Here is a 24,872-nt window from a genome sequence, read left to right as displayed (position 1 = left end):
TTCGGAGTATGCACGGCTGTAGCCGCGAGGCTCGGTGCGGTCAAGTGCGGCCGGGGCCGCGGCGCTGGTCCAGGTAGTACATCACGGGCACCACCATGCGCGAGAACAGCGTGGCCGCCACCTCCCCGGCCATGAGCGAGATGGCCAGCCCCTGGAAGATGGGGTCGAAGAGGATCACGAACGCGCCCGCCACCACGGCGATGGCTGTCAGCAGCATGGGCCTGAAGCGGATGGCCCCGGCGTCCACCACGGCGTCCTCCAGGCTCGCGCCCTGGGCGCGGCGCATCTCGATGAAGTCCACCAGGATGATGGAGTTGCGCACCACGATGCCCGCCCCGGCGATGAACCCGATCATGGACGTGGCCGTGAAGAAGGCCCCGGCCAGGGCGTGGGCCGGGATGATGCCTATGAGCGAGAGCGGGATGGGCGACATGACCGCGATGGGCGTGGTGTAGGATTTGAACCACCCCACCACCAGGATGTAGATGAGCACCATGACCACCCCGAAGGCCAGGCCCATGTCCCTGAAGACCTCGTAGGTGATCTGCCACTCGCCGTCCCACTTCATGGCGTAGCCCGTGGCCGCCCCCGGCTGCGAGGTGTAGAGCACGGGCAGCAGGCCGCCCTCCCCGCGCTGCCACGCGCCCTCCCCTTCGCGGCCGAGGGTTTCCAGGCGCTCGGTGATGGCTGACATTGCGTAGACCGGGCTTTCCTCCCGCCCGGCCACGTCGCCCGTGACGTAGACCACGGGTTGCAGGTTCTTGTGGTAGATTGCCGTTGGCACGGTCCGCTCCTCGATGGTGGCGATCTGCGACAGCGAGACCAGCCCGCCGCCCTCCCCGCGCACCGGGATGTCCGGGATGTCCGAGGCCCTTGCGCGCGCAGGCAGCGGCAGGCGCACCACCACGGGCGCGTCCTCCCGGGCCGCGTCGTCGTGCAAAAGCCCGGCCCTGGCCCCGTCCAGCGAGGCCGACACCACCTCCAGGGCGCGCCTGGGGTCGATCCCGGCGGCCAGGGCCTTGTCGCGCTCGATGCGGATGAGCTTTTCGGGCTGGGGGTCGTCCACGTACCAGTCCACGTCCACCACGCCGGGCGTGCTCCGGAAGGCCTGCTTCACCTGCCCGGCCACGGCCAGCCTGCCCTCCAGGGTGGGGCCGTAGACCTCGGCCACCAGGGTCTGGATCACCGGGGGCCCGGGCGGCACCTCGGCCACCTTGATGCGCGCTCCCGTGCGCTTGGCCAGGGGGACGAGCGCCTCGCGCACCTGCTTGGCGATGTCGTGGCTCGAAAGCCTGCGCTCGCCCTTGGGCGCGAGGCTCACGGCGATGTCCGCCGCGTTCTGGCCCCGGCGCAGGTAGTAGTGCCTGATGAGCCCGCTGAAGGACACCGGGCCGGACGTGCCCGCGTAGATCTGCGCCCCGGTGACGTCCGGGCGCTTCAGTATCTCGGCGGCCAGTTCCGAGGCCGCGCGCGTGGTCTCCTCCAGGGTCGCGCCCCGGGGCATGTCCACCACCACCTGGAACTCGCTCTTGTTGTCGAAGGGCAGCATCTTCACCAGCACGAGCTTGAGCGGGAAGAACAGGCAGGAGAGCGCCAGGAGCCCGGCCACCGAGCCCAGGAACACCCAGCGTTTGCGAGGCTCCCGGATGAAGCCGCCCATGAGCCTGCGGTAGAGCCTCGTGCCCGCTCCCTCGCGGTGCTGGGCGTGGCTCGCGGCGTGCTTGAGCGCGCGCTTGGCCGTCCACGGGGTGATCACGAAGGCCACGCCCATGGACAGGAGCATGGCCATGGACGCGCCGATGGGCATGGGCCGCATGTAGGGGCCCATGAGCCCGCCCACGAAGGCCATGGGCATGATGGCCGCCACCACGGTGAACGTGGCCAGCACCAGGGGCGCGCGCACCTCGTTCACGGCCTCGACGATCACCTGGGAGAGGGGCTTTCGTGAGCTGCCCGGCATCTCCAGGTGGCGCACGATGTTCTCCACGTCCACGATGGGGTCGTCCACCAGGATGCCGATGCAGAAAATCAGCGCGAACAGCGTGACCCGGTTCAGCGTGTAGCCCGACAGCCAGTACACGGCCAGCGTCACGGCCAGCGTCACGGGCACGGCCACCATGACCACCAGGCTGGCCCGCCCGCCCAAAAAGAGCGCCACGATGAGCCCCACGGACACGGCCGCCAGGGCCAGGTGTTCGAGCAGTTCGTTCACCTTGGCCCTGGCCGTGGCCCCGTAGTCGCGCGTGGCCTCCACGGACACCCCGGGGGGGATGGCGTAGCCCTTGAGGGCCTCCACCCTGGCGAACACCTCCCGGGTGAGCTTCGTGGCGTTCTCGCCCGGGCGCTTGGCCACGGTGAGCGTCACGGCGGGCTGCATGGCGCCAAGCGCCTCCCCGGCGCCGCGCGCGGCCCGGCCGTCCATGTGGAACACGTACTCCGTGGCTTCGTCCCAGCCGTCCGTTATCTTCGCCACGTCGCCCAGGAACACGGGCCTGCCCTCGCGCACCGCGAGCACCGCGCGCTCGAGCTCCTTGACCGAGCGGAAGAAGTTGTCCAGCCGGATGCTCACGGCCCTGGACTCCTGCACGGCCTCGCCCAGGGTGCGGCCCTGGTTCTGGGACCCGAGCGTGTCGAGCACGTCCACGGCGTCCAGGCCGTTGGCCTTCAGGCGCTCCTGGTCCAGCTCCACCATGAGCGCGCGCTTGCGCCCGCCGATGACCGAGGTCTCGGACACCCCCGGTATCCGGCGCAGCTCCTCGTTGACCTGGAGGGCCACGGTGCGCAATTGGCGCGAGTCGAGCCCGCCGCCGTGGAAGGTCAGGGCGGCCACGGGCACGTCGTCGATGGAGCGCGGCTTGAGGATGGGCTCGGAGCAGCCCGGGGGGATCCAGTCCAGGTGCTGGTAGAGCCTCGCGTAGGTCTTCACCAGGCTGCGCTCCGGGTCGTCGCCGACCTTGAAGCGCACCACGCAGAGGGCCTCGCCGTCCATGGCCGTGGAATAGACGTACTCGACACCGGGGATCTCCCAGAGGATCTTCTCCATGGGCGCGACCACGCGGTTCTCCACCTCGCGCGGGGAGGCCCCGGGCATGGTCACGTGCACGTCGATCATGGGCGCGTTTATCTGCGGCTCCTCCTCGCTGGGCGTCGCGAGCACCGCGAACGCGCCCAACAGCACCGAGGCCAGGATGGCCAGGGGCACGAGGCGCGAATCCACGAAGGCCGCGGTGATGCGCGAGAGCAGGTCGTGCCCGTGGGGCGGGGGAGAAGCGCCCATCAGCGCGCTTCCTCGATGCGGTCGCCCTCGCGCAGGGTGTCCGAGGCCGAGCAGACCACGCGCTCGCCGCCCGAGAGCCCGCTCAGCACCTCCACGAACGCCTGGCGCGACGGGTCGGAGAAGGCCTCGGAGTCGGTGAGGTAGGGCTTGCCATCCAGCTCCACCCTGATGAAGCGCCCGCCCGGCTTGACCACCCTGAAGCGGGCCACGCCGTCCGCGTCGGCCACGAACACGGCGGGCAGGTCGCCGCGCATCACCAGGCAGTCCGCCGGTATGAGCACCTTGCGCCCCACGCGCGCGGGCAGGAAGAGCCTGCCGAACATGCCCGCCCTGGGCTCCTGGGACATGCGCGGCAGCTCGGCCTTGAGCTTGAACGTGCGCGTGCCCGGGTCCACCCGGCCGACCACGGCGCTTATCCTGGCCGCGAAAGGCCCGGGCGAGAGCGCCGGGATCACGCCCACCACCTGCTGCCCGGCGCTCACGGCGGAGAGCAGGCTCTCGTCCACCTGTGCTGTCAGGTCGTAGCCGCCGGAGGCGTCGTCCATCTGGGCCAGGGGTTGGCCCGCGCCCACGAAGGCCCCCAGGTCCACGAAGCGGCGCGTGAGCACGCCGTCGAAGGGCGCGGTGATGCGCGTGTAGGCCGAGAGCGCCCCGAGTTCCTCCAACTGCGCGGCCACGGCTCGCTCGCGGGCGGCCACGGCGTCCTGCTCGCGCGAGAGCGCGAGGAACTCCGTGCGGGCCTTGTCGAAGTCGTCCTGGCTGATGACCTTCTGGGCAACGAGCTTCGTCAGCCGCTCCAGGTTGGCCTTCGCGTGGGCCACCTTGGCCTCCAGGGCCTGGCGCTCCGAGGCGGCCTGGGCCATGGACGCCTTCAGGCCCTGGGCGCGGCCTTGCAGGTCCTTGTCGTCGATGCGCATGATCGCGGCCCCGGCGCGCAAAGCGTCGCCCTCGCGCGCCAAGACCTCCACCACCGCGCCGGAGAGCTTGCTGGCCAGGGTCACGCTGTTGGCGGCCTCCACCTGGGCCGGAAACGAGCGGCACTCCACGGCCTGCTCCAGGATGGCCGCGCCGGTGCGCGCCTGCACGGTGCGCGCCTTCGGCGCGGCCGGAGGCTGCGAGTTGCAGGCGGCGAGCAGGCAGAACGCGACGGCCGCAAGCGCGAAGGCCTTCGAAAAGCTGGCTGTGGTCATGCAATGGCTCCGTTGCGGATGGGCACGAACGGGCGGACGCCTGGCCGCTCCGGTTCATGCAAAGTCCTGGGAGTGTGTATTACGGATGCAGGACAGGGGCGCATCTGTCAACAGCACAGGCAAAAGCCGACCACGACAGTACGAATGGGACAATCAGGAGCGGGGCGCTGCCCCGAGCCCCGGCAGGGCTCTCCTGCACCTGCTGGGGGGAGTGCCTCCCCCCAGACCCCGGCGACGGCTTCGCGGGTCTCACCACCAGCCTGAAACATGTCCGCCCGGCTGCCTGGAAGCGTGCTTCCAGGCAGCCGGGCGGATCAATTATAGGTAACCGGTGATCGACGCGAAGCTACTGAGAGTGCAGGGGGATGATCCCCCTGCCGGGTCCAGGGCGGAGCCCTGGCGATTCGTCAGCGCCGCGCGGCTTCCAGGGCGTGCTCGCCCACGTCGGCCAAGTGTTCGCGCATGGCCTCGCGGCAGGCCTCGGGGTCCCCGGCGGCCAGGGCCTCGTACACGCGCCTGTGCCCGGCCAGGGAACGCGCGCGGCGTTCCGGGCCAAGCAGCGGTTCCACCCTGCTCTCCGAGAGCAAGTCGGAAAGCACGGCCGCCATCTCCCAGACCACTTCGTTGCCCGAGGCCTTGGCGATGGCCATGTGGAAGCGCGAGTCCTTCAGCGCGAACTCCTCGCCCTGGGCGCTTTGCTGCTCCTCGAGCAGGCGGGCCAGGCGCGCGAGGTCCGCGTCCGTGCACCGCGCGGCGGCCAGGGCCGCGATCCCGGGCTCGATGACCTGGCGCAACTCCAGCACCTCGCGGATGCGGCCGGGGTTGGCCGCGATGAGCGCGCCGAAGTAGCGTTTCAGGGTCTGAGCGTCCTGCATGGTCCGCCTCCCCCGGGGTTTAGATCTCCAGGTCCGTGCCGGACGCGCCGGGCGCGCTGGGCCCGGTGCCCGCCAGGACCTCCTTGAGGCAGGCCCCCAGGCGCTTGATGCCCTCCTCGATGCGCTCCGGAGTGGAGTTGGAGAAGTTCAGGCGGAAGGCGTTGTCCGTGCCGTCCACGAAGAAGGGCAGGCCAGGCACGAAGGCCACCTTGCGCTCGATGGCCTTGGCGAAGACCTCCTCGGCCGTGACGCCCCTGGGCAACTCGCCCCAGAGGAACATGCCGCCCTCGGGCTCGGTGCAGCGCACCTCCTCCGGAAACTCGCGGCGGATGGCCTTGACCATCAGGTCGCGCCGCTCGCCGTAGGCTTGGCGAATGGTGGCGATGTGGGCGTCCAGGTCATTGTCCTCCAGGAAGCGGTGCAGCACGCTCTGGGCGAAGATGGAAGTGTGCAGGTCCGCCGCCTGCTTGGCAGTGACCAGCTTGTGCATGAGCTCCGGCCCGGCCGCGATCCAGCCGACGCGCATGCCCGGGCTGGCGATCTTGGAGAACGAACCCATGAGCGCCATGGAGTCCCCGTCCATGTAGGCGCGCATCGGCGGCACGGACTCGCCCTTGAAGCGCAGCTCGCCGTAGGGGTTGTCCTCCAGGAGCACGGTGTCGGAGGCGGCCAGGAGCCTGGCGGCCTCGCGCCTGGTGTCGGCGTCGTAGGTGGTGCCCGAGGGGTTCTGGAAGCTCGGCACGGCGTAGAAGATCTTCGGGCGCTCCTTGAGCCTGTCGGCCAGCTGCCCCAGGTCCACGCCGCGCGGCCCCAGGTCGGCGGTGATGAAGTTCGCGCCGAAGAGCGAGAAGGCCTGGATGGCTCCCAGGTAGCCGGGGCGCTCGATGAGCACCTTGTCGCCCGGGTCGAGCAGCACCTTGGCCATCAGGTCCAGCCCCTGCTGGGAGCCGGTGGTGACGAGGATGTTCTCTGCCGGGATGTCCAGGCCCCACTTCTTCTTGTAGCGCGCGGAGATGAACTCGCGCAGCTGCGGGTGGCCCTCGGTGATGGAATATTGCAGGGCCTGCGCGCCCTGGTTGGCCAGCACGTCGGCCGCGGCCCTGGCGAAGGCCTCGGCGGGGAAGTGGTCCGGGCTCGGCAGGCCGCCCGCGAAGGAGATGATCTCCGGGTTCTGGGTGACCTTGAGGATTTCTCTGATGTAGGAACGGCGGACGCCGGACATTCTCACGCTGAAACGCACGATGGCCTCCTGTCGGGGATTTGCGCCTGTCTCTTTGCGTTGAAGGTAGTTTTTTTGCCCTCCGGCCGCAACCGGAAGGGAGCCGAACGGTCCGGCCGGACCGTCAGATGTTCATCCCCGGGGGGCGGGGGGAATAAGGGATGCGGATGGTGAAGCGCGCGCCCTTCCCGGGCTCGGACTGGACGGTCATGTCCCCGCCGTGGTTCTGTGTGACGATGAAGTAGGAGACGGAGAGCCCGAGCCCGGTGCCGATGCCCGGGGGCTTGGTGGTGAAGAACGGCTCGAAGGCGCGCTTGCGAACGGCCTCGGTCATGCCCGGGCCGTTGTCCTCCACCTCGATCCTGGCGAACTCGCTCTCGGCGGCCAGGCGAAGCACGATCACGGGGTCGCGCACGTCCGCGCCCGGCCCGGCCAGGGCCTGGGCCGCGTTCTTGATCAGGTTGAGCAGCACCTGTTCGAGTTCGGTCTTGGCGCAGCGCACGGGCGGGATGCCCGGCTCGAAGACGCGCTCGATGCGGATGCGCTTGAAGTCGTAGTTCTTCTTCAGGTCGTAGTCGTTGGAGGCGAGCTCCAGGGCCTTGCCCACCATGTCCGGCAGTTCGCAAGGGGCCATCTTGGACTCGCTGCGGCGGCTGAACTCCAGCATGTTGGCCACGATGCGCGCGGCCCTGGCCCCGGCGTCCTGGATGGCGTTCAGGAAACGGTCTATCTCGCGGGATTCGAGATAGGCGTTGACCTGCTCCAGGCCGAAGCCGCCCTCCCCGGCCGAGCGGCGGTTGGCCGGAAGGGAAGGGTCCAGGCGGCGCTTGATGATCTGCACGCTCTGGAGGATGCCGCCCAGGGGGTTGTTGATCTCGTGGGCCATGCCGGCGGCCAGCCCGCCCACGCTCATCATCTTCTCCGTCTGGAGCACCACCTCCTCCATGCGCGCCCGCTCGGTCACGTCGTCGAGCCTGAGCACCGCGCCCGCGCCGCCGGGCTCGGGGTCCATGGGGAACACCTGGAGGTCCACGAGCCTGGGCTCGCCCGAGATGCTCATCCTGAGCCTCGGGATCAGCGCGGGCTGCCCCGAGGCCATGGACGCCCGGACCGCCTCCTCCTGCCCGGCCAGCAGGGGGAAGGCCTGGGCAAAGGGCAGGCCCTGGGCCGCCAGCAGCGGAACGCCGGCCAGGTCGGACGCCGCCGAGTTGACGTGCGCCACGAGCCCGCCGCCGTCCAGGCCGATCACGGGCGAGGGCATGGAGTCCAGGATGTGCTGGATGTCCACCCGTGCGCGCTCCAGGGCCTGGCGCGTCCGGATTTCCTCCGTGGTTTCCATGAACACCGTGGCGAACTGGCCAGGGGCCGGGCAGAAGGCGGAGACGTGGAAGTGTTTGTCAAACGGCTCGTAATACGATTCGAACGTCGTGGGATGGCCAGAGGCCGCCACTTCGGCATAGATTTCGAGAAACGGCGCGGTCTTCCCCCCGAAAAGGTCCGAGGCGAGCCTGCCGATCGCCTCGTCGCGGGTGATCCCCAGGATGCGCTCGAAAGCGGGGTTCACGTCCAGGACGCGGTAATCGATCATCCGGCCCGATTCCGCCGGGATCACCTCGTGCAGGCAGACGCCCTCGGTCATGGATTCGAAGAGCGAGCGGAACTTGCGCTCGCTGCGGCTGAGCTCCCGCTCGGAGAGGAGCCTCCCGGTGACGTCCAGGCGCACGGAGAGCACCTGCCCGCCGTCGCGGCCCTCCAGCGGGAGCCTCAGGGTTTCGAAGTAGCGCTCGGCCCCGCCCGGGCCGGGGGCTATCTCGGCCTGCACGTAGCGGGGGCTCCCCGAGGAGAGCACCAGGGCGTCCTCGGCCTGGGAGGCCTCGGCCCAGGCCTCGTCCGCGCCCAGCTCGGAGTCGGTGCGCCCGGGCACCTCGCCGGCCGCGCGCCCGAGCAGGAAGGCCTGGGCCCGGTTGGCCACCAGATAGCGGCCCTGACCGTCCTTGACCGCGATGGGGTGCGGGATGTTGTCGATGATGGCCCGCAAGAGCTTGTGCTGGCGGTTGAGCCGGTCGTAGAGCGCGGCCAGGTCGGCGCTCATGGAGTTGAAGGCCTTGGCCAGCTGCCCGATCTCGTCGTCCCGATGGGCCTCGTGCAGCGTGCCCAGGCCGCTCAGGTCCCTCACGCCGGAGATGTGGCCGGTGATGCGCCCCAGCGGGACGAGCACCGCGCGCCTGACCAGGGCCAGGCTGGCCGCGAAGGCCAGCGCTCCCGCCAGCCCCATGAAGGCCAGGGCCAGATAGACGGACTGCCTGAACTGCCAGGCGTCCATGCGCGGGTGGTCCACCCGGACGAGGAAGGCCGGTATGCCCAGGTAGTCCGGGTAGGCCGCGTAGACCGGGAGCACCCCGTTGACGGGCGCGCCGAACACGGCCAGCCCTCCCTCGCGCAGCGCCTCCCTGGCCCTGCGGGCCGTGTCCGGGTCGGCTTCCTTCATGGGCGAGACCGCGAAATCGAGCTTCAACTGGTCCTTGATCCGCGCGACCAGGGCTTCGTCCAGGAAACGCCCGGCCAGGAGCGTCCCCCTCGGCGGCCCCCAGCCCAGGGAGTTGAGCACCGGCTGCCAGCACACGAGCATGGGGCCCAGCGGAGTGCGCAGAAGCCCCCTGCCCTGGTTGCGCGACTGCGTGCCCTGCCTCATCACTTCGCCGGGCACGCCCTCCAGGAGGGTGCCCAGGGCTATGGCCTCGCGGTTGCCCAGGTCGTAGGCCCCGCCCGCCACGAGCTTGCCCGCCGCGTCGTAGAGGGCCATCAGGTTGAGCCCGCCGCCCTTGAGCGCCTCCCAGGAGAAGAAGTTGGCCGCGAGCTTGGGGTCGCGGTCGGCGGCGAAGCGGAAGGTGATGTCCGAGACGCTCTTGAAGCGCAGGGCCGCGTCCATGTGGGCGAGTTCGTTGTCCAGCGCGCCCACCACCCTGGCCGCGTCCCCGGCCGCTCGCTCCTGGTCGATGCGCGCGAAGCCTTCCATGCTCAGGTAGCGGATGGCCGCCCACCCGGCCAGCACGGTGAGCACCGAGGTGAACACCATGCCGAGGAAGACCCGGCGCCTGATGGTCACGGCAGGGGCCTCCGCCCGGCGCGGCCCGCTCTGGCCGGGGGGCCGCTCACCGCCCCAGCCTTTTCACCTGGCCGCCCTGCCAGACGCCCATGTAGAGGTTCTCTGACTTGTAGAGCTCGTGGCCCTTGTCCTTGAACGGACGCTCGAAAACCCGGGCCACGCCCTCGAAGCGTTCCATGTTCTCGAGCGCCGCGCGCACGGCCGGGCCGTCCTGCGATCCGGCCTCGCGCACGGCCTGGATCACGAGCATGGCCCCCTCGTAGGCGGCCTCCACGAACTTGAAGGGATAGTAGCCCTGGGGCAGGTAGCGCTCGCGCACGAGCCGGTCGATCTCCCTGGCCTTGGGGCTTGCGTCGGGCGACGAGCCCAGCACCCCGGTGAGCCCGTTGGAGAGCCGCTCGGGCAGCTCCTTCACCGGGTGCAGGAAGAAGGGGTACTGGCCGATGAGCGCGGGCCTGTAGCCTATGGCGTCCGCCGAGCGCACGAAGTTGGCCACTTCCGTGCCCAGGCTGAGCACGGCCACGGCCTCGGCGGGCGTGGCGGCCAGCTGCCTGGCCTGGGCGGTCATGTCCAGCGCGCCCAGGGGGAAGCTGACCACGGCCACCGGGGCCAGGCCCTTTGCGGCCATGATCTCGGCCATGTCCTGCTTGGCCAGCTGGCCGTAGGGGGTCTCGTCGCAGGCGATGGCTATGCGCGTGAAGCGGGCGGACGCCCAGTCCACCAGGGCGCGGATCTGCTCGCGGTCGGGCAGCGTGGCCCGGAAGATGTAGTTCTCGGGCTCGCCCGCGTAGGCGCGGGTCAGCTTGGTGGCCGAGGCGGTGAGGATCATCAGGGGCTTCTTCGCCTCCTGCATGATGGGGATCATGGCCAGGGCGTTGCCGCTGTTGGCCGGGCCGAGCACGGCCACGGCCTTCTCCTCCCCGATGAGCCGCCGGGCGTTCTCGGCGGCCTTCTGGGGGCTGGTCTCGTCGTCCAGGATGACCGCCTCGAACTTGGGGCCCGCCTTGGCGTTGGCTTCGGCGAAGGCGATCTCCACGCCCCAGAGCAGGTAGCTGCCGATGTCGGCGGCCGACCCGGTCAGGGGGATGTTCACTCCGATGCGCACGGGCTCTCCCGCCAGGGCGCCGACTGGAAGAAACGCGGCGCAAGCCAGCAAAAGCGTGATGATTCTTTTCATCATGACTCTTTGCGTCCCTCCCGGCGCGAACGTTTTTGCCTTTTCACGATAACCCCGGCCGCAAAAAAAACCCAGACAAAATCGCTGGGCCGATCGATTACAGAATGGGCGAGAAGAGTCGCGCCAGGCGCACCGCCGCCTTGAACCCGGGCCAGCGGCGGTCGTAGTCCTCGGCCGTGGCCCGCTGGCAACGCGCGAAGTCCTCCAGGAGCATGGCTTCCACGCTGGAGGCAAACTCGCGCCCGGTCACGGCCATGGTGATCTCGAAGTTGAGCCGGAAGGAGCGGTTGTCGCAGTTGGCCGTGCCCACGAAGGCCAGATCCCCGTCGGCCAGGACCACCTTCTGGTGCAGAAAGCCCCGCTTGTAGCGGTAGAACTTCACGCCGTGGCGCTCGAGTTCGGGAAAGTAGGAGAACGACGCCAGGTAGACCAGCCGGTGGTCCGGCTTGTCCGGGAGCATCACGCGCACGTCCACGCCGCGAAGCGCGGCCAGTTGCAGGGCCGTCGTCACCTCGCGGTCCGGCACGAAGTAGGGGCTCACGATCCAGAGCCTCTCCCTGGCCGAGCGCACGAGCTCCATGAAGGCCAGGGTGTAGGTCTCCACCACGTCCGCCGGTCCGCTGGGCAGGGCCAGCACGTCCATGCCCGGGCCGTGCTCCCTGGGCGGCTCCCACCTGAGCTTGGGCAGCCCGCCCTGGGCCCAGTACCAGTCCTCCACGAAGCACAGCTGCACCAGGGACACCACGGGCCCGCGACAGCGCAGATGCGTGTCGCGCCAGGGGCCGAAGCGGCGGCTTAGGCCCATGTACTCGTCGCCCACGTTGTGCCCGCCCACGAAGGCCGTCTCGCCGTCCACCACCACGATCTTGCGGTGGTTGCGGAAGTTGACCTGGAAGGGGTTGGTCCAGCCCCGGGTGGTGTTGAAGGGGCGCACGTCCACCCCGGCCGCGCGCAGGTCGTCCTTGTAGGCCTCGGGCAGTGCGTGGCAGCCGATCTCGTCGTAGAGCAGGTGCACGCGCACGCCCTGGCGGGCTTTCGCGCACAGGCGCTCCTTGAACTCGCGGCCTATGGCGTCGTCGTGGATGATGAAGAACTGGGCGAGCACGTAGTCCGTGGCCCGGGCCACCTCGGCGAAGATGGCCTCGAAGGTCCTGCGGCCGTCCACGAGCAGTTCCACCCGGTTGCCCGAGGTGAAGGGCGTGTCCGCCAGGGTTTCGAGCACCGTCAGGGGGGCCCGGGTCCCTGCCGGGCCCAGGTCCGCGCGGTCGCGGTCGAGCCTGGCGCGCAGGGTGTCCAGCTCCGCGCTGCCCGCCCGCCTGGCCCGCACGTAGCCCACGAAGCGGTCGCGCCCGAGCACCCAGTAGAGCGGCACGGCCACGTAGGGGAAGGTGATCATGGACACGGCCCAGGCGATGGCCCCTTGCGTGGAGCGCGTGGAAAAGAGCGCGTTCACGGCCGAGACTATGCCCGCCGTGTGGAACACGGCCATGGCCGTGAGGAAGATGCGCTCCAGGGTCACCAGCAGATCGTATTCCATTCCGCGCCCCTCCCTCCCCGCGTCAGGCTCCCCGGTACAGAAGGGCCAGGAGCGTGATGTCGTCCGCCTGCGGGGCATCGCCCGCGAATTCGCGCACCGAGGCGGCCACGGCCTCGCACGCGGCCTTGGGCTCGAGCCCGGCCAGCCCGGGGGCCACCTCCAGGAGCCGCTCGCTGGAGTAGAGCTCCCCGGCCTCGTTCATGGCCTCGGTCACGCCGTCCGTGTAGACCAGCAGCCGGTCGCCTGGCGCGAGCGTCACGGAGGCGTCCCTGTAGCTGGCCTCTTCCATCACGCCCAGGAAGAGCCCCTTGGGCAGCGCGAGCCAGTCCGCCCCGCCCCGGCGCACGAGCACCGGCGGGTTGTGCCCGGCGTTGGAGTAGGCCAGCTCGCCCGTGGTATGGTCCAGGATGCCCAGGAACATGGTCACGAAGAGCATGGCCTCGTTGTCCTTCAGGAGTTCCCTGTTCACCCGGTCCAGGATGGCCGAAGGCGTGGCCTCCTGCTCGGCGATGCCCTTGACCAGGGTCTTGGTCACGGCCATGAAGAGCGCCGCCGGGACGCCCTTTCCGGACACGTCGCCCACAAGGAACAGGAGCCGCCCGTCCTCCAGCAGGAAGAAGTCGAAGAGGTCGCCGCCCACCTCGAAGGCGGGCTCCAGCCCGGCGTGCAGGTCAAAGGCCGGGATGTCCGGGAAGGGGGGGAAGCGCTTGGGCAGAAAGCTCATCTGGATGGTCCGGGCGATCTTCAGCTCGGACTCCATGCGCTCCTTGGCCTTGGTGGTCTGGGTCAGGTTGGCGATGTACTCCTTGAGCGCCAGGCGCATCTCCTCGAAGGAGCGCGCCAGCTGCCCCACCTCGTCCCCGGAGGCCGGGGCGGGCACGGGGATGTCCAGGTCGCCCCGGGCGATCTCGGCCGTGCGCCCGGCCAGGGCCTTGATCGGCCGGGTGATGGAGGTGGCCACCAGCGTGACCACCAGGGCCAGGAGCACGGACCCGCCGATCCCGATGCCCGCCACCCGCCTGCCCAGGGCTTCCAGGTCCTCGAAGAGCTCGTCCTCGGGGATGACGAGCCCCACCGACCAGCCCGTGCGCCCTACCGGGGCGAAGCACAGGCGCGCGGCCCTGCCGATCACCTGGCTCGGCAGCTCCACGTGGCCGGATTCCCCCGCGGTCATGCGCCGCCCGATGGCGCGCAGCCCGGGCAGGCCCGTGGCCTCGGCGATGCTGAAGATGCTCTCGCGCATGATGCGCGACCTGTCCGGGTGCGCCAGGTAGACCCCGTTGCGGCTGAGCAGGAAGGCGTAGCCCGTGCGGTAGATGGACACCGCGCCCACGAACTCCTTGAGCCATTCGAGCGAGATGTCCGCCGTGACCACGCCGAGAAAGCGCCTGCGGGCGTCCTCCTCCCGGAAGATCGGCGCGGAGTAGGTGGACATGACCACCCCGCCCCCGCCCTCGTCGAAATAGGGCTCGCTCCACAGGGCGCGGCGAAGCTCCCTGGGGATGAGGAACCAGTCCGCCACGGTGTAGTCGTAGGCCTGGGCCAGGTCGGTGAAGGAAAGGCCCCCGCCCTCGCGCCAGGCATAGAGCGCGCCCGGCCCGGCAGGCCCGCCCAGGCTGCCCGGGGCGTAGGCCACGCAGGAGCCGTACACGGCCTGGTTGAAGAGCACGAAGCCCGTGAGGTCCTCCCTGATGTCGGAGGCGAGCGGCGTGCGCTTGCCATAGGTGAAGGCCAAAAGCTCGGGCACCACCTCCACCGAGACGAGCACGGACTCGATCCTGCGGGCGCTGGCCAGGGTCAGGCTCTCGGCGCGCGCCCCGGCCTCCTTGAGGATCGCCTCGCGCGAGGAGTGGTAGTAGTAGGCGAAGGCACCCAGAAACACCGACGTGGTGCAGGCCAGGATCAGAAACGACAGCCTGAAGGCCAGGCCGCGCCCGCGCGGGATGTCACCTTGGGAACGCACTGAATTCCTCGTAGGTCACCGGCTTGTCCAGGAGCCCGGCCTGTTTCAGGGCCGCGGCCACCTTCTCGAACTCGTCCCTGGCCAGCTTCCCCGGCCCTTCCGCACCGCCGCGCGGGGCCATGGCCTCGCGCAGGCGCGCGAGCATCCACTTCTGGTGCATGCGGTTGGTGGGCAGCCTGGCCTCGTCCACCCGGGCCATGACGAGGTCCAGGGCCTCGTCCTGGTGCTCGAAGGCGTAGCGCCAGCCCTCCAGGCTGGCCTCGGCCACGTCCCGGCACAGCCCCGGGTCGGCCCGGCAGGTGCCCTCGAGGGCGTAGAGCCCGTCCTCCGGGTAGTCGAAGCCGTGGTCGCGCATGGGGAAGAGCGCCAGTTCGTCCGGCTCCAGGCCGCTGTTGAGCAGTGTGTGATACTCATTGTAATACATGGCGCATACGGCGTCCACGCCGCCGCGCAGGAAAAGGTCCACCCCGTGGCCCTGGGGCAGGCGGACCACGTTCATGCCGTACTTACGGAAGAAGGCCTCGGGCTGGAGGCTGAACTCGCGGCCCCAGAGGCTCACGCGCCTGCCCGCCAGGCCTTGCGGGGAGGCGACGCCCGCGCGGGCCACGATCATCAGCGTGGAGCCGCGCATGAACTGGGCGAGGTTCACGAGATCGAGCCCCCTGGAGCGCTCCAGCACGGCCGTGGCCAGGAACATGGTGCCGAAAGCGGCCTCGCCGTCCGCGAGCAGCCTGGAGGGCGGGCGGGACGGCCCGCCGCGCAGGATGGTCATGTCGATGCCGCGTTTTTCGTAGAAGCCCTTGGCCAGGGCCACGTAGTAGCCCGCGAACTGGGCCTGGGGCTCCCACTGGGGGATGAGCGCGGCCTTCCTCGGCCCCTGGGCCAGGGCGGACGAAAAGGCCAGGCAGGCCAGCACGATGCAGGCCGGGACGGAAACAGTTCGCCGCCATGAACACATGCGCCCTGGTTACCCGACTCGGGCGCTCTTGGGAAGCCGCCGGTTGACACGGCAAGGGCCTTTGTGCAGGAGAATGGAGCATATCCTCACCTTCCCGCCTTTCCCCGAACGGAGGCCCGCATGGCGCAACATCGAGTGGAAACCGACAGCATGGGCGAAGTCCAGGTCCCGTCCGACGCGCTCTGGGGCGCGCAGACCCAGCGCTCGCTTGCGCACTTCAGCATCGGGCGCGACCTGATGCCGCGCGAAATGATTCCGGCCTACGCCTGGCTGAAGAAGGGCTGCGCCATGGCCAACACCGCCCTGGGCAGGCTCGCGGAGGCCAAGCGGGACATGATCTCGGCCGTGTGCGACGAGATACTGGCGGGCAAGCACGACGCCATGTTCCCCCTGCACGTCTGGATGACCGGCAGCGGCACGCAGTTCAACATGAACGTCAACGAGGTCATCGCCAACCGCTGTTCCCAGCTGGCCGGGGAGCCCCTGGGCAGCAAGCGGCCCGTGCACCCCAACGACGACGTGAACATGTCGCAGTCCACCAACGACAACTTCCCCTCGGCCATGTACATCGCTGCCGCCGTAGGCGTCTCCTCCACGCTCCTGCCCGCGCTCGCGGACCTGTGCGAAGGCCTGGACGCCAAGGCCAAGGCCTGGGACGGCATCGTGAAGATCGGGCGCACGCACCTTCAGGACGCAACGCCCCTGACCCTGGGCCAGGAGTTCTCGGGCTACGTGGGCATGCTCTCCGACGCGGCGGCCGGGCTCGAATCGGCCCTGCCCGGGGTATTCAGGCTGGCGCTCGGCGGAACGGCCGTGGGCACGGGCATCAACGCCCCGCCGGGCTTCGACCGCCAGGCCGCCGCCGCCATCGCGGAGCTCACGGGCCTGCCCTTCGAGACCGCGCCCAACAAGTTCGCGGCACAGGGCGCGCACGACGCGCTGGTGCACCTTTCCGGGGCCATCCGCACCCTGGCCGTGGCGCTCTTCAAGATCGCCAACGACATCCGGCTGCTGGCCTGCGGCCCGCGCGCGGGCCTGGCTGAGCTGAAGCTCCCGGAGAACGAGCCCGGCTCGTCCATCATGCCCGGCAAGGTCAACCCCACCCAGTGCGAGGCCATGGCCATGGCCGCCGTGCAGGCCATGGCCAACGACATGGCCGTGGGCATGGGCGGGGCCGGGGGCTATCTGGAGATGAACGTCTACAAGCCGCTGATGATCCACAACGTGATGCAGTCCGTGCGGATACTCGCCGACTCCATGGCCAACTTCCGCAAGTACCTGGTGGACGGCATGGAGCCGGACCGCAAGCGCATCGCGGCCTACGTGGAGCGCTCGCTGATGCTGGTCACCGCGCTCTCGCCGGTGATCGGCTACGACAAGGCCTCGCGCATCGCCCACCACGCGGCCGAAAACGACCTGACCCTGCGCGAGGCCGCGCTGGAGCTGGGCTACGTGGAGGCCGGAGAGTTCGACCGCATCGTGGTGCCGGAGCGCATGGTCAGGCCCTCGGTGGCCAAGTAGCCCGGGCGCGGGGCGGCGCCCCGCCGGCCTCCTACGAGACGCTCAGGTGTTCGGTCTTGCCGATGGCCTCGGCCTTGATCCTGTTCAGGGTGTCCACCAGCGTGGGGGCGACGTTCTCGCGGATGTCGCCCGCCACGATGATGAAGAGCAGGTCGTCGCCGGGCTCGAACACGCCGCTCTTGGCGTGGGCCGTGACCGCGAATATCCCGGGGCGCTCCTCCATCTCGCGGCACACGGCGGCCACCCGCTCCTGGTCCGGCCGGACCTCCAGGCGCTCCACGGCCGCGCCCGTGCCCCGCGAGGTGCCGCGCACCACGCCGTTGTGCACCAGGACCATGCCCACCCTCTCGGTGAACCCGGGCCTTTTCTTCAGTTCCGCGATGGCCTGCGAAATGTCCATGCAACCCTCCTCGCGCCTGCTTGCCCGGGTTTCGCCGCGGGCGGGCGCGGCCGGCAGGTTACCCGGCCGCGCCCGGCGCGTCCAGACGCCCGGAACGGACGAAGTCACCATACTTCAAGAAAAAGTGACCCGATTGCCCGCACGAGCGGAGCGGGGCCTTCCTCGGTCCCTTCCTTGCCTCCACGTCCCTGAACGGGTAACGCGCAAGGCCGCATGACCGGAAAGAAAGGAGAGGCCGTGGGCGGCAAGCCATCCATCTGCCAGCGCTACGAGCGCATCAGCGCCTGGTACGCAAAAGTGCGTGGGGCGGACGGCAAGCTCATGGAGACCGAGTACCTGGAGGCCGTGCGCCGCGAGCTGCCCGAGGGCGCGGAGGTGCTGGACCTGGGCTGCGGCGCGGGCGAACCCATGGCCGGGTACTTCATCCGGCAGGGCTTCGCGGTCACGGGCGTGGACGGCTCAAGGGCCATGATCGCCACGTGCCGGGAGCGCTTCCCGGCCATGACCTGGATCGAGGCCGACATGCGCGGGCTGGACCTGGGCAGGCGCTTCGACGCGGTGATCGCCTGGGACAGCTTCTTTCACCTGAACCCGGCGGACCAGCGGGCCATGTTCCCGGTGTTCGCCAGGCACGCCCTCCCTGGCGCGCTCCTGCTCTTCACCTCCGGGCCTGACCAGGGCGAGGCCACGGGCGTGATGGAGGGCGTGGCCTTCGAGCACCACAGCCTCTCCCCTGGCGAATACCGCGAACTTCTGGAGGAGCACGGCTTCGCGGTCCTCACGCACCTCGTGGAGGACCCGCGCTGCGGCGGCCACACGGTCTGGCTGGCCCGCGCCCGCAAAGGGCTGGCGGGCTGAAGCCCCCGCGCCCGGAATCCGGCTCCGGGCGCGTCCCGCGGGCCGCCGGTCCGCGAACGGCCGCTCCCGGATTATCATCAAGTAGACTTCCCGCTTGCTTTCCCCGCGCCTTGTTCCATGCTCCAACATCCCGAAATGAAAGTCAGAACAGGGTGGACGCACGAAAAACATAATTGACTCTGATTTTCAATCTCATTAGGCCACGCACATGACGGCATGGCCGGAAGCGGCCAAGCCACAACACTCAAGCGCATGGAGATGGTCATGGCGAAGGCACTTGTTCTGTTCGGCTCCACCACCGGCAACACGGAATCCGTGGCCGAGTACGTGGCCAAGACCCTCGAAGGCGAAGGCATGTCCGTGGACGTGCTCAACGCGGCCAAGGCCTCCCCGGCCGGGCTGGCCGACGGCTACGACCTGGTGCTCATGGGCTGCTCCACCTGGGGCGACGACGAGATCGAGCTCCAGGAGGACTTCCAGCCCATCTTCGACGAGATGGAGAAGGCCAACCTCAAGGGCAAGAAGGTGGCGGTCTTCGGCTGCGGCGACTCCAGCTACACCTACTTCTGCGGCGCGGTGGACGTGATCGAGGAGAAGGCCGAGCACCTGGGGGCCAGCGTCGTCGCGCCGTCGCTCAAGATCGACGGCGACCCGGACAAGGACGAGGCCGTGTCCTGGGCCCAGGAGGTGGCCAGGAACGCGGCCTGACCGGATACCCCGGAGATGCCCGGCAACGCCGGGAAAACGCGAAGGGCCCGCGCGACGCGCGCGGGCCCTTGTGTTTTGGAATCTCCCGGGGGTTGAGTCGAATCAGGCCGAGCCGGCAGAGCCGGGGCGAAGCCCCGGCGAGATGCTCCGTTGAAGCGGGAAGCACAGCTTGAAGCGCGTGCCGCCGGACGACTCGACGCCCAGTTTGCCGTGGAGTTGCTCTGCGAGCATGGACACTATCTGCAGGCCCAGGGAGACCGCCGTGGCCAGGTCGAACCCTTGGGGCAGCCCCGCGCCGTCGTCCTGGACCACGAAGCACACGGCTTCCTCCTCCACCGAGGACGACACCGTGACCGTTCCGCCGTCTCTCTCCCTGAACCCGTGCTTGAGCGCGTTGGTCACCAGTTCGTTAATGATCAGGCCGAAGGGGATGGCCTGGTCGATGGAGAGCGAAACCGGCTCGAGCTTCAGCATGAGCCCGATGTCGCGCTCTCCCTGGTAGGCGGAGATCAGCCTGGGCAGGAGCTGCTGGATGTAGTGGTCGACGCGGATCTCGCTCAGGCTCGAGGAATGGTACAGCTGCTCGTGGATCAGGGCCATGGAGGTCACCCGTCCGCGGCTTTCCGCGAGCACGTCCAGCGTGTCCAGGTCATCCAGCGACTGTTCCTGGAGGCTCAAGAGGCTGGAAATTATCTGGAGGTTGTTCTTCACCCGGTGGTGGATCTCGCGCAGCAGGACCTCCTTCTCCCGAAGCGACGCCGTGATCACCTCCTCGTGCTGCTTGCGCTCGGTGACGTCCTGGCTGAAGACCACGATGCCGCCCACCTCGCCCGTGGCCGTGCGCCAGGGGCGGATTTCCCAGCTGATCCACTGCGTGTGGCCGTCGGCGCGCACGAAGGGGTCGTTCTCCTCGCGCTCCACGGCGCCGGCGAGGCAGCGCCGGTGGATCGCCTTCCAGCGCTCCGGGATCTCGGGGAAGATTTCATAGTGGCTGCGCCCGATGATGTCCCCCGTGAGGCCGTATTCCTCCAGCCAGCGGTTGCTGGCCACCAGGTAGCGCATGTCCGCGTCGAACATGGCCACCGAGGCCGGCGCGTGGAAAGCGAAGAGCCGCAACTGCCCCTCGCGTTCGGCCAAGAGCCTGGCCGAGGCGACGGACTCCGTGATGTCCAGGACCGTGCCCACGAAGCTCACCGCCTTCCGGGCCTTGCCCTCCCCCGAGAACGAGGCGATTCCGTGGGCCTCTATCCAGCGTTCCTCGCCGTGCCTGCGAATGCGGAAGCTGGCCGTGTACGGCTTCGGAGCGACAGGATCGAGGGCTGCCTCCACCCTGGACCAGACTCCAGGCAGGTCGTCAGGATGGATGCGGGCGAGAATCTCCTCGTTGGGACGCTGGAAGCCCTCCACTCCGAAGATTTCCTTGTAGCGTTCGTCCCAGGTGGCCACCTTGGTCTGCGGGTCGTAATGCCACCAGCCCATGTTGGCCGCGGTGAGCGCGAGTTCGAGCTGGGAAGCCAGCGCCTGGAGCTTTTTCTCCGCCCGCTTGCGCTCCGAGATGTCCAGGACGATGCCCATGTACCGCTCGACGGTTCCGTCCGGTGCAAGCCGCGCCCGGCCCCGGGAGAGCAGCCAGCGCTCCTCGTCGCCGGGCAGGTTCACCCGCCATTCAACACTGACCTCCTGGCCCTTGGCCAAGGCCGAGTTGACGGTGGCCTCGGCCTCGGCCCGGCAGGCGGGGTGGATCGCCTCGCGCCATGAGTGGTAGGAAGGCTTGTGCAGCGCCGGATTCAGCCCGTAGAGAGGCCAGAGCCTCTCCGACCAGATGTTCTCGTTGGTGGCGGGAATCCACTCCCACGTTCCGGCGTTGGCCGCCTCCAGGGCCAGCACCAGGCTGTCCGCAGTGGCCTTGAGGGCCTGCTCCAATTCGACTCGCTCCGTGATGTTCACGCCCACGCCGCCGATATAGCGCCTGCCGCCTTCGTCAATGACGAGGAATTTCGAGTTGTGCCAGTAGAGGCTCTTGCCGCCCGCATCCACGGTGCGCTCGGTGAACACCCGGGCCACGCCGTCGGAAAGGACTAGCAGATCGTTCTCCCTGAACACCTGGGCGATGTCGGATGGCCAGAGCTCGAAATCCGTCCTGCCCTTCCAGTCCTCCTGGCGCACGCCGAACTGCGCCTCGTAGCGCGCGTTCAGGTAGACATGCCTCCCCTCCTCGTCCTTCATCCAGGCGATGCTGGGGGCGTTGTCCATGAAGAGCTGGAAGAGCATTTCGGCCTTGCGCTTGCCCGCCACGGCGGCCTTGAACTCCGTGTAGTCCAGGAAGACGCCCACCGCGCCGCTGGGCTCGCCCTGGGCGTCGCGCAAGGGCGCGGCGTTGCCGAGGATGGTGAGGATCGAGCCGTCCGGGAGCGCCAAGTCGATCTCCTCGCCAGTAACGGTCTCGCCCCGGGCCGCGCGCTGCAGGGGCAGCTCTTCGGGCTTCAGTTCGCGGCCGCCCTTCACCGGCCGGTACGGAGGGGAGCTGCCCGGGCCGGACTTGGAGACGTTGGCCCCTGGCTCCATGCCAAGAAGCCTGTAGCCCGCCGGGTTGCCCACGATGACCCTGGCCTGGGTGTCGCGGGTTATCCAGATGGCGGCCGGGGTCTGTTCCATGAGGGCCTCGAGCTCGCCGGCCCGGCTTTCAGCCTCCTCGCGCGCGGCAATCAGCTCCCGGCTGCGCTGGCTCACCAGGGCCTCGAGGTCCTCCTTGCTGCGCATGAGGACCTTTTCGGCCTCCTTGAGCGTGGTCACGTCGCTGTAGGTGAGCACCACCCCTTCCATGGCGGCCGCGCCCGTCCGGAAGGGGAAGACCCGCCTGAGGTAACAGCGCCCGCCCGGCCCCGCCACCTCCCGCTCCGTCAGCTCCCTACCGTCCAGCACCTGCCTGATGTCGTCCATCAGGTGCGCGTCGTCCACGCGGGGCTTGATGCCGGAAATGGGCCTGCCCCGGTCCTGAACGGCCAGGTGGAAGATGTCCAGAGCCTGCGGCGTGGAGCGCACCACGCAGAGGTTGGAATCCAGGAATACCGTGGCCACGTTGGTGCTGCGCAGGAGGCTCTCCACGAAGCTGTTCGCCCTGGAGAGCTCCTCCAGCTTGAGCGAGAGCTCCTCGTTCAAGGCCTGGAGCTCCTCCCGGGAGGCGTCCATCTCCTCGTTGGCGGACTGAAGCTCCTCGTTCATGCTCAGGAGCTCTTCGTTGGAGGCGCGCAGCTCCTCGTTCAGGGCCTCGTCGCGCGCCACGACCTCGCGGAGCTGGTCGTGGGAGGCCTGGAGTTCGGACTCGTAGCGTTGCACCACCCCGCATTCGGTGAGCCCGGCCAGGGCCGGGTTGGCGCCGGACAGGCGCGGTTCCTCGCACTGCTCGAACACCACCAGCATGGAAGACAACTGTCCGGCTGCGCCCTTGACGGGGTCAACGACGATGTTCACCGCCGCGCCCCGGAGCCCTTGCAGCTTTGGCCCCAAGACCACGGCAGGTTCCCCCGAGGCCAGCACGGAACGCAAGGCCATGCGCAGATGGTGGCGCAGTTGCGGGTCGGCCAGCTTGAGCACGTTCAGGCTGGGCTCCCCGCTGGGCATTTTCAGGAAGGGGGTGATATCTCCGCGAGAATGCAGGACGCTGAAATCCCGGTCCACGAGCACGGCGGGCCTGGCGTAGCGGCGTTCGAGGGCCTCGGCCATCACGGCGGCCGGGCTCTGCTCCTGCCTGGTCTGGGCCACGGCCGCCGCCTTCTGCTGGAAGGGTGACTGCCCCGAGGCGTAGGAGACGAGCCCCTTGCGCTCCGGGGCGCCCGTGCTGCGGAAGATCCGCCAGCGCTTGTCCACCACCTCCATCTTCTTCATGTGCGGGGTGGCTGATTCCGAAGGCCCCAGGAAGAGGAACCCGCCGGGGTTGAGCGCCTCGTGCAGGAGCGTCACGGCCTTTTCCTGAAGGCCCTCGTTGAAATAGATGAGCAGGTTGCGGCAGGCCACCAGATCCATGTGCAGAAACGGGGGGTCCTGCAGGAGGTTGTGGTGCACGACCACCACGCGTTCCCGCAGGAAGGGGGCGATGGTGTAGCCGTGCCGGTCCCGCCTGAAGTAGTGTTCGAGCCTGGCCTGCGAAAGCCCCTTCTGGCCGCGCGCCGTATAGCGCGCCTTGCGCGCGGTCTCCACGGCCACGGAGTCGATGTCGGTGGCGAAGATCTTCACCCGGCAGCGCACGTTCGAGGACTCCATGTACTCGTCCATGAGCATGGCCAGGGAATAGGCCTCTTCCCCGGTGGAACACCCGGCCACCCAGACCCGCACCGTCTCGTCTGGCTCGCGGTCCCGGAACACCTCCGGCAGGACCTTTTGGTGCAAGGCCTCGAACGCGTCCGGGTCCCGGAAGAATTCGGTCACTCCGATGAACAAGGCCTTGAGGAGCTTCGGCCGCTCCTCGGGGTTGGCCTTCAGTTCCGCCAGGTAGCTCTCCATGCTGTCGAAGCCGGCCAGGATCATCCGCTTGCGGATGCGCCGGGCCAGGGTGGTCTTGCGATACCCCCCGAGTTCGTAGCCGCAGTGCTCGCTGATCACCTCCAGCACGCCCTCGACGAAGGAAGAGGTCACCTTGCCGCGCGTGCCCGCGCCCTCGATCAGCCTGACGAGGTGCTTGCCCATCATGGCCACGGGCATCACGGCCGAAGCCATGCCTGTGCGGATGACGCTGGCCGGCATTCCGGTATTGAGCGCGTCCGAGGGGTCCTGAACCAGGACGGTTCCGCCGGCCTTGGCCAGGCGCATGGCACCGGCCGTGCCGTCCGCGCCCGCCCCGGAGAGGATCACGCACGCGTCCCCCGCCCCGCGCTCGGCGGCCAGCGCGGCCAGGAAGCGGTCTATGTTGCGGTGGGGAGGGGTCGGGTCCTCGGCGCCCAGAGTGAGGACGCCCTTGGCCAGGCCCAACTCGTGCCCGCTGGGCGCGGTGTAGACCACCCCGGGCTCCACTGGCGTGTTCCCGGTGACTTGCACGCAACGCAGGCTGCTGAAGGAGGCGAGCACGTCGCGCAGATGGGTCGGCTTCTCGCGGGAAACGTGCGTGAGCACGACCACGGCCGCGTTCAGGTCCGGGCCCAGGTCGCGCAGGAGGACCCTGAGGGCCTCGATGCCACCGGCGGAAGCCCCCACGGCCACCACCGGGCAGCGCGCCCTTGCGGTGCGGCCACGATGCGGGTGCTTGCGCTCCTTCTCCGGCTCGCCCTTGTCCTCGACGCCCGGCGCGTCCTTTCCCTTCATGAAGTGTTCTCCCTCCGTATCCAGCGTGATCGAGACGGCACCCTTGCGCGCAGGAAGCGAACACCACGGCGGCACCGGCCAAAACCCGGCTCCATTCAACGTAATACTATCGCCTTGGTCTATTTAATCATAAAACTACAATTATCATCCGCGATCCATGTTGATCAACCCTGGTTATTGAACAAAACTCAGCTCTTTCCGGAATAAAGCGAACCGATGTTTTTCTGCACCCCGCACGCGTTCCCCGCCTGTTTCGGATACGCCCTCCTGCTGACTCCAAGTCGCGCAAACCGATATACAAAAGCTCTCCATCTCATTGAGCGTTTCGACGAGACCAGCTGACCTCCACCGGGAAACGCACTTCCGGGAGGGCCGGTCCGCCCCGGTCTTCAGGCTCTCCCCCTTCCGGCTACTCCCATCAGTGCCCGGGTGGCGCATCCAATCGGGGTTGGGCGTGAAGGATCCCCAGGCCTCAAGGCGTGGCTATCAGTGCGGCGTGGCGCACAACGCCAGCCGCATTCCTGTTGTGTGAGCGTGCGGAAGAATTCGAAATGACGGGATGAATGGAATCAATATTCGGAAAGTTACCGGCAAGCTGCCAGTCCGCGGCGGACCGGGGCGAGACGCCCGCCCCATGCCGGGGACCACCCGTGTGGGGCGGATGGTCCCGGCACCGGGATCGGGAGGCCCGTACGACAAAAGATGGTCCGGAAAAGCCCGGCCCGCTGGGCCGGGATCTTTCGCAGGGGGCCGGTTGAAGCGGTCGTCCAGACCAGCCCCGCACGAAG

The 24,872-nt window shown here is 68.9% G+C and carries 14 protein-coding genes; 3 read left to right on the top strand and 11 right to left on the bottom strand.

Annotated elements, in window-relative coordinates:
- Window positions 1–40 precede the first annotated feature (40 nt).
- The 9 genes from ACZ5V4_RS09940 to ACZ5V4_RS09900 form a co-directional block, all read right to left on the bottom strand.
- Complete coding sequence (locus tag ACZ5V4_RS09940; protein ID WP_464314696.1) at window positions 41–3,277, bottom strand: efflux RND transporter permease subunit; 3,237 nt, start codon at window positions 3,275–3,277, stop codon at window positions 41–43.
- Window positions 3,277–4,467: an efflux RND transporter periplasmic adaptor subunit gene (locus tag ACZ5V4_RS09935; protein ID WP_464314695.1), complete on the bottom strand. Its 1,191-nt coding sequence runs from the start codon at window positions 4,465–4,467 to the stop codon at window positions 3,277–3,279. Before ACZ5V4_RS09935 ends, ACZ5V4_RS09940 begins: the two co-directional genes overlap by 1 nt.
- A gap of 407 nt (window positions 4,468–4,874) precedes the next feature.
- Window positions 4,875–5,342 (bottom strand): FadR/GntR family transcriptional regulator, encoded by a 468-nt coding sequence (locus ACZ5V4_RS09930; protein ID WP_464314694.1) that lies wholly within the window; start codon window positions 5,340–5,342, stop codon window positions 4,875–4,877.
- Between the two features lie 19 nt (window positions 5,343–5,361).
- Complete coding sequence (locus ACZ5V4_RS09925; RefSeq protein WP_464314693.1) at window positions 5,362–6,582, bottom strand: aminotransferase-like domain-containing protein; 1,221 nt, start codon at window positions 6,580–6,582, stop codon at window positions 5,362–5,364.
- Between the two features lie 103 nt (window positions 6,583–6,685).
- Entirely contained in the window at window positions 6,686–9,667 is a 2,982-nt protein-coding gene (locus ACZ5V4_RS09920) for a PAS domain-containing protein (RefSeq protein WP_464314692.1), read from the bottom strand.
- Between the two features lie 46 nt (window positions 9,668–9,713).
- Window positions 9,714–10,844, bottom strand: a complete 1,131-nt coding sequence (locus ACZ5V4_RS09915; protein ID WP_464314691.1) for an ABC transporter substrate-binding protein — start codon at window positions 10,842–10,844, stop codon at window positions 9,714–9,716.
- Between the two features lie 97 nt (window positions 10,845–10,941).
- On the bottom strand, window positions 10,942–12,381 hold the full coding sequence (cls, locus tag ACZ5V4_RS09910) for a cardiolipin synthase (protein ID WP_464314690.1): 1,440 nt from the start codon (window positions 12,379–12,381) through the stop codon (window positions 10,942–10,944).
- 22 nt (window positions 12,382–12,403) lie between these two features.
- Complete coding sequence (locus ACZ5V4_RS09905) at window positions 12,404–14,344, bottom strand: SpoIIE family protein phosphatase (protein WP_464314689.1); 1,941 nt, start codon at window positions 14,342–14,344, stop codon at window positions 12,404–12,406.
- Window positions 14,328–15,302 carry an ABC transporter substrate-binding protein gene (locus tag ACZ5V4_RS09900; protein WP_464314688.1) on the bottom strand — a complete coding sequence of 325 codons (975 nt, stop codon included), beginning with the start codon at window positions 15,300–15,302 and terminating at the stop codon, window positions 14,328–14,330. The genes ACZ5V4_RS09905 and ACZ5V4_RS09900 overlap by 17 nt, the downstream gene beginning before the upstream one ends.
- A gap of 120 nt (window positions 15,303–15,422) precedes the next feature.
- Here ACZ5V4_RS09900 and fumC point away from each other — a divergent pair, with 120 nt between their 5' ends.
- Window positions 15,423–16,823: a class II fumarate hydratase gene (gene fumC, locus ACZ5V4_RS09895; RefSeq protein WP_464314687.1), complete on the top strand. Its 1,401-nt coding sequence runs from the start codon at window positions 15,423–15,425 to the stop codon at window positions 16,821–16,823.
- A 31-nt stretch (window positions 16,824–16,854) separates the two neighbouring features.
- Here fumC and ACZ5V4_RS09890 read toward each other — a convergent pair whose 3' ends face one another.
- Window positions 16,855–17,223: a molybdenum cofactor biosynthesis protein MoaE gene (locus ACZ5V4_RS09890; RefSeq protein ID WP_464314686.1), complete on the bottom strand. Its 369-nt coding sequence runs from the start codon at window positions 17,221–17,223 to the stop codon at window positions 16,855–16,857.
- 213 nt (window positions 17,224–17,436) lie between these two features.
- On the opposite strand from ACZ5V4_RS09890, the gene ACZ5V4_RS09885 reads away from it, so the two are divergent.
- Together ACZ5V4_RS09885 and ACZ5V4_RS09880 are read left to right on the top strand one after the other, a co-directional pair.
- Window positions 17,437–18,081, top strand: a complete 645-nt coding sequence (locus ACZ5V4_RS09885; protein WP_464314685.1) for a class I SAM-dependent methyltransferase — start codon at window positions 17,437–17,439, stop codon at window positions 18,079–18,081.
- Window positions 18,082–18,345: 264 nt separating this feature from the next.
- Window positions 18,346–18,789, top strand: a complete 444-nt coding sequence (locus tag ACZ5V4_RS09880; protein WP_464314684.1) for a flavodoxin — start codon at window positions 18,346–18,348, stop codon at window positions 18,787–18,789.
- Window positions 18,790–18,891: 102 nt separating this feature from the next.
- Here ACZ5V4_RS09880 and ACZ5V4_RS09875 read toward each other — a convergent pair whose 3' ends face one another.
- Window positions 18,892–24,084: a PAS domain-containing protein gene (locus ACZ5V4_RS09875; RefSeq protein WP_464314683.1), complete on the bottom strand. Its 5,193-nt coding sequence runs from the start codon at window positions 24,082–24,084 to the stop codon at window positions 18,892–18,894.
- Between the last annotated feature and the right edge of the window lie 788 nt (window positions 24,085–24,872).

This window comes from Fundidesulfovibrio sp. YSD1, from assembly GCF_055397115.1.
The sequence above is the reverse complement of the archived record's forward strand: the minus strand, read 5'-3'. Positions and strand labels throughout refer to the sequence as shown.

Excerpts from the sequence above, each read along its gene's own strand:
- ACZ5V4_RS09940 (WP_464314696.1), bottom strand. The coding sequence starts at position 3,277 with ATGGGCGCTTCTCCCCCGCCCCACGGGCACGACCTGCTCTCGCGCATC.
- ACZ5V4_RS09935 (WP_464314695.1), bottom strand. The coding sequence starts at position 4,467 with ATGACCACAGCCAGCTTTTCGAAGGCCTTCGCGCTTGCGGCCGTCGCG.
- ACZ5V4_RS09930 (WP_464314694.1), bottom strand. The coding sequence starts at position 5,342 with ATGCAGGACGCTCAGACCCTGAAACGCTACTTCGGCGCGCTCATCGCG.
- ACZ5V4_RS09915 (WP_464314691.1), bottom strand. The coding sequence starts at position 10,844 with ATGAAAAGAATCATCACGCTTTTGCTGGCTTGCGCCGCGTTTCTTCCA.
- cls (WP_464314690.1), bottom strand. The coding sequence starts at position 12,381 with ATGGAATACGATCTGCTGGTGACCCTGGAGCGCATCTTCCTCACGGCC.
- ACZ5V4_RS09900 (WP_464314688.1), bottom strand. The coding sequence starts at position 15,302 with ATGTGTTCATGGCGGCGAACTGTTTCCGTCCCGGCCTGCATCGTGCTG.
- fumC (WP_464314687.1), top strand. The coding sequence starts at position 15,423 with ATGGCGCAACATCGAGTGGAAACCGACAGCATGGGCGAAGTCCAGGTC.
- ACZ5V4_RS09890 (WP_464314686.1), bottom strand. The coding sequence starts at position 17,223 with ATGGACATTTCGCAGGCCATCGCGGAACTGAAGAAAAGGCCCGGGTTC.
- ACZ5V4_RS09885 (WP_464314685.1), top strand. The coding sequence starts at position 17,437 with ATGACCGGAAAGAAAGGAGAGGCCGTGGGCGGCAAGCCATCCATCTGC.
- ACZ5V4_RS09880 (WP_464314684.1), top strand. The coding sequence starts at position 18,346 with ATGGCGAAGGCACTTGTTCTGTTCGGCTCCACCACCGGCAACACGGAA.
- ACZ5V4_RS09875 (WP_464314683.1), bottom strand. The coding sequence starts at position 24,084 with ATGAAGGGAAAGGACGCGCCGGGCGTCGAGGACAAGGGCGAGCCGGAG.